The organism is Rhodospirillales bacterium, assembly GCA_028824295.1.
Taxonomy (GTDB): Bacteria; Pseudomonadota; Alphaproteobacteria; order TMED109; family TMED109; genus VXPW01.
Genome location: JAPPED010000005.1, coordinates 1 through 10,417 on the forward strand (window position 1 = coordinate 1; position 10,417 = coordinate 10,417).

Genomic DNA, 10,417 nt, shown 5'->3' on the forward strand with positions numbered 1-10,417 from the left:
CCCAGTCCTCGCTCCTGTAGAGCCCCCAGTGGTTCTGCAGGAAGAGCCGACCCGGGTTCGTGGGATGATGCGCGATCTTGTGCACGCACTGACCGAACTCGGGGTGCTTGTCGGGGAGAAACTCCGCGCGCACGCCATGGTTGCGTGCCTCCCACGTGACCCCGCCGTCGTCGCTCCGGTAGGCGCCGGCCGCCGAGATGGCGATCATCATGCGCCCGCCCGGCTCGCCGTCCCCGACGATGGTGTGCAGGCAGAGCCCTCCCGCGCCCGGCTGCCAGCGCTCCCGGTGGGGATGGTTCAGGAGGCCCTCCACCGGCCGCCACGAGACCCCGGCGTCGCGCGACTCGAAGAGGCACGCAGGCTCGACCCCCAGGCGGATGACATCGGGCTCGGCCTCCGACCCCGGCCGGATCTGCCAGATGCGCTTGAGCGAGAGCTCCGAATCCTCCGGGAACCTGACCCGGCGTTCATCCTTCCCGGACCAGCTCGTCCCGAAATCGTCGGAGAAGCGCAGCGTGGTCCCCCAGAAAGGGCTGCCCGGGGCCGCCCACAGGCGCGATCGACCGGCGCGGCTATCGTATGCCATCGCATAGACTTCCTCGCCCGGAAAGTGCGGCCCGTCCAACTCCCAGCCGCCGCCGCCGCGCGCGCGGCCCAGGAAGGCCCCCTTTGTCGTGCCGAGCAGGAGGACCGCCTGTCCCGCGGAGACCCTGAAGCCAGTCGAAGTCTTCATTTCCACAGCCCCGTCATCCTTTTCCACATCATTTGGCATCCTTTGCACAATTCCCCCCGGCAACCTGTTGAAGACTATCGCGAACCGGGGCGGACACAAGACGCAACGGCCGCGTGAACCGGGGCGGACACAAAACGTGCCGGCCGCACGGCCCGGCGCCGGGAGTGATGCCGGCTGGCGCATCCCCCGGATCCCGTGCATCATTCCGCCATGCGTATCTGGACTGGAACCAGCGGCTTTGCCTACAAGGAGTGGAAGGGCCGGTTCTACCCGGAGAAGCTCCCGCAGCGGGCCTTCCTCTCGCACTACGCCGGCGAGCTGCCCGCCGTCGAGATCAACAACACCTTCTATCGGCTGCCGAAGGTCGATCTGCTGATGAAGTGGGCCGAGCAGGTGCCGGAGGGCTTCCGCTTCTCGATCAAGGCGTCGCGCCGGATCACGCATTTCAAGCGCCTGGGCCTCTCGAGCACCGACGAGACCACCTACCTGGTCGAGACCTGCGCCACGCTTGGACCGCGCCTGGGCGTGATCCTGTTCCAAATGCCGCCCAACATGAAGAAGGATGCCGGACGTCTGGCCGCCTTCCTCGATCTGCTTCCCGACGGCACCCGCGCCGCCTTCGAGTTCCGCAACGCCTCCTGGTTCGACGACGAAGTGCGAACCCTGCTCGCCGACCGCGACTTCGCACTGGTACACGCGGACATCGACGACCCGCTCCCCGGCGTGCCCGCCGACCGGCCCCTGCCCTCCGGCTCCTGGGGCTACCTGCGCATGCGCCGGCTCGGCTACACCCAGGGTGAACTGGAGCGATGGATGGAGCGTGTCCACGGGCAGGGCTGGGGCGAGGCCTTCGTCTTCTTCAAGCACGAGGACGAAGCCGCGGGGCCCGCGATGGCGAAGGACTTTCTGTCGCTGGCCGATCCCTCCCATGGCGGCGCCGGCGATCCCCAGTAAGCCCGCAGCAAGGAGACGTAGCCGATGGCCGAGTCACGCAGAACCTTTCTGAAGCAGTCCGCGGCGACGGTAGCCGTGGTATCCTTGCCGAGTTGCGCGCCCGCCGGAGCGGAAAGCCCGGATGCGCTCGCGCCAGCCACGCTTCGGGCGGTCGGCGAGGCAGTGCTGCCGGAAGAGCTGGGCGCGGACGGCCGTGAGCGGGCGGTGGCCGCCTTTGAGCTCTGGTCCGAAGGGCTGGAGCCGGTGGCCGAGATGCCTCATCCCTACCTGGTGCCCGTGACGGTCTACACGGGGCCGGATCCGCGGCCCGGCTGGGCCGCCCAGCTGAGCGGGCTCGACATTGAGAGCGGCAAGCGCTTCGGGGCCTCGTTTGCGGAAGTCGGAGTGCCTGAGCGGCGACGGATCCTCGAGCCGCACGTGCGCCGGGCCGGTCCCGACTTCGGCCGGCCGGGGAACGCCGCGCACATCGCCGTCGCGCTCGCGGCCCACTTCTTCGCCTCCCCGATCGCGACCGATCTCTGCTACGGACGGGCCATCGCCAAACAGCAGTGCAGGGGCCTGGCTGGAGCCGGAGACGAGCCCGCCCCGCTGCCGGGAGCCGCGTCATGAGCCAGGTCATCGAGAGCGACGTCTGCATCATCGGGGGCGGCATCAGCGCGGCCATGGTTGCGGAACGCCTCGCGGAACACACGGAGGCGTCCATCACGGTCGTCGAGGCGGGCGGGCGCACCGCTTCTCTGGAAGAGAGGACGGCGACCCGCGCGCGCATGCTCGCGTACGGCGAGAACCCCTACCCGAACGACCACATCCCCGGCCAGACCGGCACGGGCGAGATGTACCAGTCGATGGTGCTGGGGGGCGCCGCGATGCACTGGGGGGGCGCCGTGCCCCGGTATTCGCCGGAGGACTTCCGGGTGCGCTCCCTCTATGGGGTCGGGTACGACTGGCCCATCACCTTCGACGACCTGGAGCCCTACTACCAGGAGGCGGAAGAGCGCATGGGGGTCGCCGGGGAGCAGGGCCCGCCCGAGTACGATCCCCGTTCCAGGCCGTATCCGATGCCGCCCCTGCCGCTCTCCTGGAACCTCGAGCGCATGCGCGAGTGGACGGACGCAGCGGGCATCCCCTTCTGGACCCAGCCGTGGGCGCGCAACACCGAGCCGTGGCAGGGACGCAACGTGTGCCAGCGCTGCGACACCTGCGCGGTGTGTCCGACGGGCGCCAAGTACACTCCGGACTTTGCCTTCGACCGCCTGCTCGCCGCGGCGCGAATCCGGCTCTACGACCGCACGTTGATTCGCTCGCTGAATCTGGCATCGGGCTCGGACCGCATCGAGACCGCCGCGGGATTTCATCAGGACGCCCCCGACCAGCCCGTCGAATTCCGGGCGCGAACCTTCGTGCTGGCCGCCGGCCACAGCTGGAGTTCGCATCTCCTCCTGCTGTCCGCCAACAGCCGCTTTCCCAACGGCCTGGCCAACAGCACGGACAACGTCGGGCGCTACATGACCGGGCACTGGTTCGCCAGCGGCTTCATCGAGCTGCCCATGAGGCTCTACCCGGGGATCTTTCCCAACAACAGCCTGCTGTCGCACCGCTTCGCGAGTCCGGGGCCGCTGGACCGCTACCTGCGCCACGACATCCGCCTGTGGGAATCGACCGTGGGCCGCGAAGCCCGCCTGGCGGCGGACGACGGGCGGGTCCTCTGGGGCGACGAGGTGATGGCCGACTGGCGGGCGCGCACCCGGTCCACCGCGACCGCGCGCATCCGGTCGTACTACGACGTGATTCCCACCCCGGAGAGCCGTCTCACCCTCGACCCGGGCATGCGCAACGCGCACGGGGATCCGATGCCGCGCATCGACTACGTGGCGGGGCAGCCCACCCTCGACCTGGAGCCGCACACCCACGAGACGCTGCTGGGCCGCTTCGACGAGCTCGCGCGCGCGGCAGGCGGGCGCATGATGAGCACGCGGGCGTCACGCCTGTTCGAACATCCCGGCGGCGGGTGCCGGATGGGCGACGATCCCGCCACCAGCGTGGTGGACCGCTGGGGACGCACCCACGACCACGAGAACCTGTTCGTGGTGGGCGCGCCCACGATCGTCTCCAGCGGCTGCGCCAACGGGACCCTCTCCTTCTGCGCACTGTCGCTGATGGCGGCGGAGGAGATTGCGAAGAGTTAGCCGGGGATTCCTGCGGGAACAGCGGATCGCCTGAGGTCCGAATCCCGGCAGGAAATCGGCTAACTACTTATAGGGCTGCACGATCTGCGTTTCCTGTCGTGGTACTGGACCTTGCTGGACTGGGCCCCGAATGCAGGAAAAACGGACTGAATGGCGGGAAGCACGCGTACCCGAAGAAAGGGGGAAGCGCCCTTCGAGAGGCTGCCGTAGGCGATAGCCCCGCTTGACCGGCAAAGCTGGGATTAGCGGGTGACGAAGCACCGACCTCCTCACTCAGTACGTCGGCCCGAGTCGGGCCGACCAACGCTGACTCATGCGGCTGCGGTGTCGTTCCGCCGCCCTGAGATTGCCCTACGACGAGCAGTGTTCGACCTTACTCCCAACCGCCGCGACCTGCTGGCGCTGTTTGAGCGAATAACCGATGTGGCACCTGCCTTGGCGAGCGTGGCGATGTTCGGCGCTCTGGCGAGTGCAGACACCGACGACCCGAAGGTGCTCCTGACGGTCGACACCTTTCTTGAGGCGCTCAATCTACCTTCCGATGAGGAAAGGGCAGTCTTCGCCCTTTTCTCCGAGCGGACGGACGTACTGCGTCAGAAACTGATAAGTGGTGGTTGCCGGGCGGACGATCTACGTGTCTTCGATCCCCTGCCGTTGGCGGATACACCCGTGGTCGTTCATGACGGCAGGGCGTATTGCCCTTCGGTCGCGTTCCTCCACCGAAGAATGACCCGAGGCTTGTTTCACTTCTTCCTGGCGGGGCTACGAGACCGCAGAGAGAGCGGGCGGTTCCTCCGTTACATGGGACGTGTCTTCGAAGACTACATCGACAGATTGCTTCGTCGTGTCTTTCCCAGAGGATCGGGCCGATACCTTGGGCCGGAATGCCTGAACGACCCTGCGCTCCCAGGCTCGAGGAGGTGCGACGCAGTGATCGTCTACGAGAGCTCGGTGGTGCTGATCGAGGCCAAGGCAACGCTACTGCATCTTCCCGTCTGGAGAGACGGAGACATCGAAGCACTTTCCGGCAAGGTTGACGACATCTTCGGTGATGCCGCAATGCAGTTCGCCGGTACGATTCGGCTCATCGAGGAAGGATATCTCAAGGGGAAAGGTGTCGATCCGTCATGTATCGAGAGCTACCTGCCGTTGGTCGTCACTTTGGAAACCATGCCCAACGACTTCATGGTGTATCGCCTCGTCGAGCAACGGATGCGGCGGCAAGTGGCGCTTCAGGATCGGAAAGCCAAGCCGGTCCAATGGGCAGATGTGGGAGATGCTGAATCGCTTGAAACACTCCTAACGGGCGGGAAAAACCTGCATGACATCCTGATGGCCCGACTGGAAGACGGATCGTACCGCGAAGAGTCACTCGGCAATTGGCTCATTGGTCAGTACGAGCCCGCCGAACTTGGGTCGAATGTCCATCTGGACCAGAGGTTCGAGGAGATCGCCGCGCTGGCGCTGGCGGAGCTTCGTTCCCGTCGCGGTGCCGACGAGACGGACCCTTCCACCAACGAGTCCAAATGAGTTCCACGAAGCTTGGCGCGACCGGCTACTCGGTCGACTGAGCTTCTCGACACCAAGATCGGCGTTGCCGAGGATGGCCGGGGGCAGGCGGTCCCGTCGCTCCCCTCCTCAAGCTTCGGGACTCGGTACGGCTACGGAGACCGGCGACCTCCCATCGGACGGTCGGATCTCCCTTGGGTCCTTGCGCCACGACCTCTCATGTACCATGCTTTATGTGCCATCTGTTACATTACGCCAACCTAGGAGATTTAGGGCGTGGCCAAGGGACAATCTGGCAGGCTGGTCATCGAGGTGGAGCCAGCCTTCAAGCGAAAACTCTACAGCGCCCTCGCGTCCGATGGCTTGACACTGAAGGCATGGTTCGTGCGGGGCGCGAAGACCTACTTGGACGAACACGCCTCGCGAGAGCGCCAGCGGTCTCCCGAGGCCACGGGCGAGATACGTCGTTGAAATTCAAGGTAGATGAGTCCCCGCAGAAACTGCGGGGCGGCTATTACACGCCGCCGGACCTCGCAGCATGTATTGGAGGATGGGTAACGACGCGCCGGACGAAGCAGATTCTGGAGCCCAGCTGCGGCGATGGCATCTTCCTTGAAGCGCTTGGATCGACATCAACTCAGCCTCTGACAATCAAGGCCTTCGAAATCGATGCCGAGGAAGCTCAGAAGGCGAGATCCCGGAGCACGCCACCCCACATCAAGACGCGCGTACTTGCTTCTGACTTCCTTGGATGGGCTCTAGGGGAGCTTCAAAAGGGTTCGCAGCACTTCGACGGCGTAGTCGGCAATCCGCCCTTCATCCGCTACCAATACCTGCCGGAGAGCTTCCAGATTCGGGCGGAGAGCATCTTCCGACACCTCGGCTGCCGGTTCACGAGGCACACCAACGCATGGGTCCCATTCATCCTCGCTTGCGTCGCCCTCCTTCGGCCGGGTGGGCGTCTTGGAATGGTCGTCCCTGCGGAGCTCATACATGTCATGCATGCCCAACCGCTACGTTCATACCTAGTGGCACAGTGTACGCGGATCGTCGTCATTGATCCTGAGCAATTGTGGTTTCCGGGCACGTTACAGGGCGCAGTCATCTTGCTCGCGGAAAAGCGACGTTCGCACCGTCAACGGTGTGAAGGTCTTGGGATCATACCTGTAAGGGATCGCGAGTTCGTCAGCCAGGATCCGGAGCAAATGTTCCGGGCGGCGGACACCAGCAACGGCAAGACGATCGAGGGCAAGTGGACTAGAGCATTGCTTGACGCCAGTACGCGGGATCTTCTGGACGCCACGGCGGAGAATCCAAAAGTCCAACGCTTTGACGATGTGGCGAGCGTGGATGTTGGCATCGTCACCGGTGCTAACAAGTTCTTCTTGGTGCCCAACGAGACGGTCGAACGATTCGGACTCCACGACTACGCGTATCCGATGTTCGGGCGCAGCGGGCATTGCCCAGGGATCGTCTACGATGAGCGCCAGCACGTCGCAAACGCTATGAACGGAAAACCCACGAATTTCATTTGGTTCAGAAATGCGGGGGTAGAGCGCCATCGGCTCGTAGCGAAGTACATTCGGCTCGGAGAGGACCAGAAGCTGCACCGCCGATACAAGTGCCGTATTCGCTCCCCGTGGTACTGTGTGCCATCCGTTTACGCCACGGACATCGGCATGCTCAAGCGTTCTCATCACGCCCCTCGACTGGTTTTCAACAAGGCGAAGGCGTTTACCACTGACACGGCTTATCGGATCAGTACATCCAAGGTCAACGCCAGCACGTTGGTCGCCTGCTTTCTGAATCCCCTGACCGCTCTGAGCGCCGAACTCGAAGGGCGGCACTACGGAGGAGGCGTGTTGGAACTGGTTCCGTCAGAGATTGAGAGGCTCCTGATTCCGATACCGGCCGCGGTCGATTTCGAGCTTGGACGCCTGGATCAGGCAGTGCGGACACATTGCACGGAAGATGTACTCAGTGAGTACGGTCAACAGGTGCTGTCGCTAATCGGATTAACGAAGCCGGATCGCGAACAGTTGTTTCAGGGATGGGTAGCGCTCCGGAATCGACGGCAACGTGTTTCCGCTCGGGCCCCTGCCGTGAAGTCCACCGCCAATGCATCTGAACGTGTCGGCGCGAACTAGTGAGGTAGCCAACTCACCCCAAGGACACGTTCGACACAGGGTCGGGAACTGGATGACTCGATCTAGTCGATCTCTATCACGAATCGTGTCCGATCAGCCGAATCACGATAGAGTGTCATGGTGCGACCGACGAGATCCCGGCGGGCGACAAACTCTTTCGTCGGTCCCCAGCTCAGCCTCGTCATCGCGTTTCGTTGCAGATACGATGGTGTCGTCGTGCTGGTTGTGTGTCCGATCCGCAGCTTGAACTCACCCTGTTCAATCCCCTTCACAATCAGCCGAAACCTCGCGTACGCTTCTTCGACCGTAGAATAACCGGTCGGCCCCCAATCTAGCGCAGCGAACACTTCCTCTCGAAAGTAGTGTCGATGATCGACTGATGGATCTAGCAACCCCTTATCAAGGTTGATGGAACCGGTGGGGTGCGTGTTCCTTCCCGAAGGAATTCCCAAATCGCGCTCGGTCAGGGCTTTGCTGCGCCAGATCAACTTGGGTTTGACGGAAGGACCCGGGAATCCAATCGTCCCCATCGTGTCTGGAGCCGGTTCACTTTTCGGTGTTGGCGGACGGACGGAAGGTCCACGCAGCCTGTCTACAGGTAGTGACATCGTCGGGACGTCGGCGGCGAGTCCGCTCGTCGCCCGGCTTTCGCGCGGCGGAAGCGGTGATGCCTCATCAGCAACTCGCCCCTGCTCGTAGAAAAGGTCGAGTTCATCCGCTCGTTCGACGCGCACGATGTTCTGCGGGTAGGCAACGGAAAGCCTGTCGAACTCAGCGCAGATGGACTCCAAGAAGTCAGTATCCTCATCTTTCGTCGCGTCCAAGTCGAGGACTACGCTCGATTCAATGTTGTTGTTGAGTCCGCCCACAGTCAGGTTCGCACTTCCAATGATCGCCCCGGCCCTCGTCGGACCCCACGCGACGTATATCTTCGGATGAAACAGAAGCTTTTGATCTCCGGTGTCCACGCAGTGAACGTTGGCCCCGGCTTCCACCAGCGCAGTTAACCCCTGCAACGTGGTGACGCCATTGCGAATCCCAACGAAGGCATCAACGCGACACCCAGCTGCCGAGACAGCGGATGCGATAAGGTCGACACCGCCCTGCGTGACATAGGCGACGCTGAGGAGCAAACGGTGCGGAGTGGTTTGTGCCAGTAGCGTCCGCAACGCTACCAAATGGGTGCGTTCCGTTAGACCTTGGAGAAGGAACGTCTTGCGTGGTGCGTCCTCGCGCGTCTCGGCCATGGCCAAACGAATTCGGTTCAGGTGGTGAGGTTACGGTAGAGCAAGACCGACGAGAGCACCAGCGGCCTTAAGGGCCTCCATCGCCGCACGAGATGCACCAAGTGTCTGGACTGTGGCAGCGAGTCCCGAGAGCATACCACGCAGCTTGACCAGGTTCGGTTGCGCCTCCTGTATCTCCGCTTCGGCTTCGCTCACGAGAACGAGTGCTTGGCCGCGTTCCGACGAGTGGCGGTCCGGTTGATGATCAAGTGATTGCCGGGCGAGGTCGAGCGCCTCGGCTACCTGACGCTTCTCGTCCTCTCCGAAGACGACAGAGAGATTCGCGATGGAATGAGCACCAGTTTGTACGATTCCCTGGCTCTGATACACGTTCACTACCGTGTCGGGATGCTGAGACTCGTCGCCCTCGTGCGCGGAGAGCAGAGCATAGTCAATCTCATTATTGACCCGGTCAAGTGCGGGGGCGATCAGATCACGAATCCCCTCTTGGTTTCGCCTCGACATTAGATCATGGGCATCGTTTAGGTGTCTCTCCAAGTCATCCGTGTGTGCATCGAGCAGCGAACGGACCAGAGCTTTCATGTCGACCGCTAGATTGCTGGTCAGTGGCTGACGCGCCGCAGTAAGGCCGCGCGCAATCGCATGCCAGATGAGATTCGCACGAACGCGCGCCTCACTCCGGACAGCGTCTCGGACTTGAATGATCGTCATTCCCGACGCAAGTGCTCCGCGACTCGCCATCTCCTCACGGATTTGGCGAACAACCCGACCCAGCGTCTCTACACGATCCTGCAAATCTAGCCGGGCTCTCTCTTGGATTACCCTTCTCGTATCATCTCGCACGGTTGACCTCGGCTCTGTACTGGGAGGCAGATGGAACCGTCAAAGCAGAAACATGGCCGCTTCGAAGGTACGATAGACCGCCTAGATCGGAGAGTTCCCAAGGGGTTAGCAGAGGGCTAGGGAAGAAGATGGGGGCGGGCACGGGTTCGGTCGCTTCAGAGCACGGAGCAGATGGCCAACGCGTGACATGCACCCCTGCGGCTCCCGAAGTCGAGGCGACCCGCCGGGTCGCCAGTAGACGCCGACGGGTTCTTCCCAGTGCATCCTTCATGGTTCCTCCCTCCGCGCATGATCGACTCCGCCAATTATAGCGCTTCCTTCGGGGACCTGCTCGCGTTGCGGGACCCTCTGTCAGAGCGGAGGGGCGGGACGCCGATGGCGACGTCCCGGCGCCGCCGGGCGACCCGGCCCTGCACAGCGCCAAGCTGGACGACGTGGCAAGACGGACGATGCGCTCGGTTGACCGACGTGCTGGCGGATGAGCGCAGGTCACATCGCGATGCCGACACCCGAGGCGTCACCGCTCGATCCCACCCCCGCCGCGTTCGGGGCCTCGCGGCCGGGGCGGTGGCGGTACGACAACGCGGGTGATGGTCCGGGGGCGCTCCCGCTCCCGTGTCTGTTCGCGCTCCCTCTCCCTCATGGTCGCCCGCACCGACCATGCGCGCCGCTCCGCCTCCACCAGCCTGTTTCGATAGAACTTGCCCCAACCGCGCTCGATCTCGCGGGCTCTCTCTCCGTGCGCCTTGCCCAACTCGGCCCGCTCGTCCCTGTGATACCCGTCGAGATCCTCGCGCC

General features: G+C 63.6%; 10 protein-coding genes. 6 read left to right on the forward strand and 4 right to left on the reverse strand.

Annotated features, from left to right (window positions below; all coding sequences use genetic code 11):
• A partial coding sequence (locus tag OXH60_03540; GenBank protein MDE0711189.1) for a hypothetical protein occupies positions 1–772 on the reverse strand: 772 nt, incomplete at its 3' end.
• 156 nt (positions 773–928) lie between these two features.
• On the opposite strand from OXH60_03540, the gene OXH60_03545 reads away from it, so the two are divergent.
• The 6 genes from OXH60_03545 to OXH60_03570 all read left to right on the forward strand — a co-directional run bounded on the left by OXH60_03545 (position 929) and on the right by OXH60_03570 (position 7,529).
• Positions 929–1,687 carry a DUF72 domain-containing protein gene (locus OXH60_03545; protein ID MDE0711190.1) on the forward strand — a complete coding sequence of 253 codons (759 nt, stop codon included), beginning with the start codon at positions 929–931 and terminating at the stop codon, positions 1,685–1,687.
• Positions 1,688–1,711: 24 nt separating this feature from the next.
• Complete coding sequence (locus OXH60_03550) at positions 1,712–2,296, forward strand: twin-arginine translocation signal domain-containing protein (protein ID MDE0711191.1); 585 nt, start codon at positions 1,712–1,714, stop codon at positions 2,294–2,296.
• Positions 2,293–3,873, forward strand: a complete 1,581-nt coding sequence (locus OXH60_03555; protein ID MDE0711192.1) for a GMC family oxidoreductase — start codon at positions 2,293–2,295, stop codon at positions 3,871–3,873. Before OXH60_03550 ends, OXH60_03555 begins: the two co-directional genes overlap by 4 nt.
• Positions 3,874–4,236: 363 nt before the next feature.
• The gene (locus tag OXH60_03560; GenBank protein ID MDE0711193.1) at positions 4,237–5,403 is read left to right on the forward strand and encodes a hypothetical protein; all 1,167 of its coding nucleotides are present in this window, start codon (positions 4,237–4,239) and stop codon (positions 5,401–5,403) included.
• 255 nt (positions 5,404–5,658) lie between these two features.
• The gene (locus OXH60_03565) at positions 5,659–5,853 is read left to right on the forward strand and encodes a hypothetical protein (protein MDE0711194.1); all 195 of its coding nucleotides are present in this window, start codon (positions 5,659–5,661) and stop codon (positions 5,851–5,853) included.
• Positions 5,850–7,529, forward strand: a complete 1,680-nt coding sequence (locus OXH60_03570; protein MDE0711195.1) for a class I SAM-dependent methyltransferase — start codon at positions 5,850–5,852, stop codon at positions 7,527–7,529. Before OXH60_03565 ends, OXH60_03570 begins: the two co-directional genes overlap by 4 nt.
• Positions 7,530–7,591: 62 nt before the next feature.
• On the opposite strand, the gene OXH60_03575 is transcribed toward OXH60_03570, so the two are convergent.
• The 3 genes from OXH60_03575 to OXH60_03585 all read right to left on the reverse strand — a co-directional run.
• Entirely contained in the window at positions 7,592–8,776 is a 1,185-nt protein-coding gene (locus OXH60_03575) for a phospholipase D family protein (GenBank protein MDE0711196.1), read from the reverse strand.
• A 30-nt stretch (positions 8,777–8,806) separates the two neighbouring features.
• Positions 8,807–9,487, reverse strand: coding sequence for a hypothetical protein (locus tag OXH60_03580; GenBank protein MDE0711197.1), 681 nt, complete (start codon positions 9,485–9,487; stop codon positions 8,807–8,809).
• Positions 9,488–10,136: 649 nt separating this feature from the next.
• A partial coding sequence (locus OXH60_03585) for a hypothetical protein (protein MDE0711198.1) occupies positions 10,137–10,417 on the reverse strand: 281 nt, incomplete at its 5' end.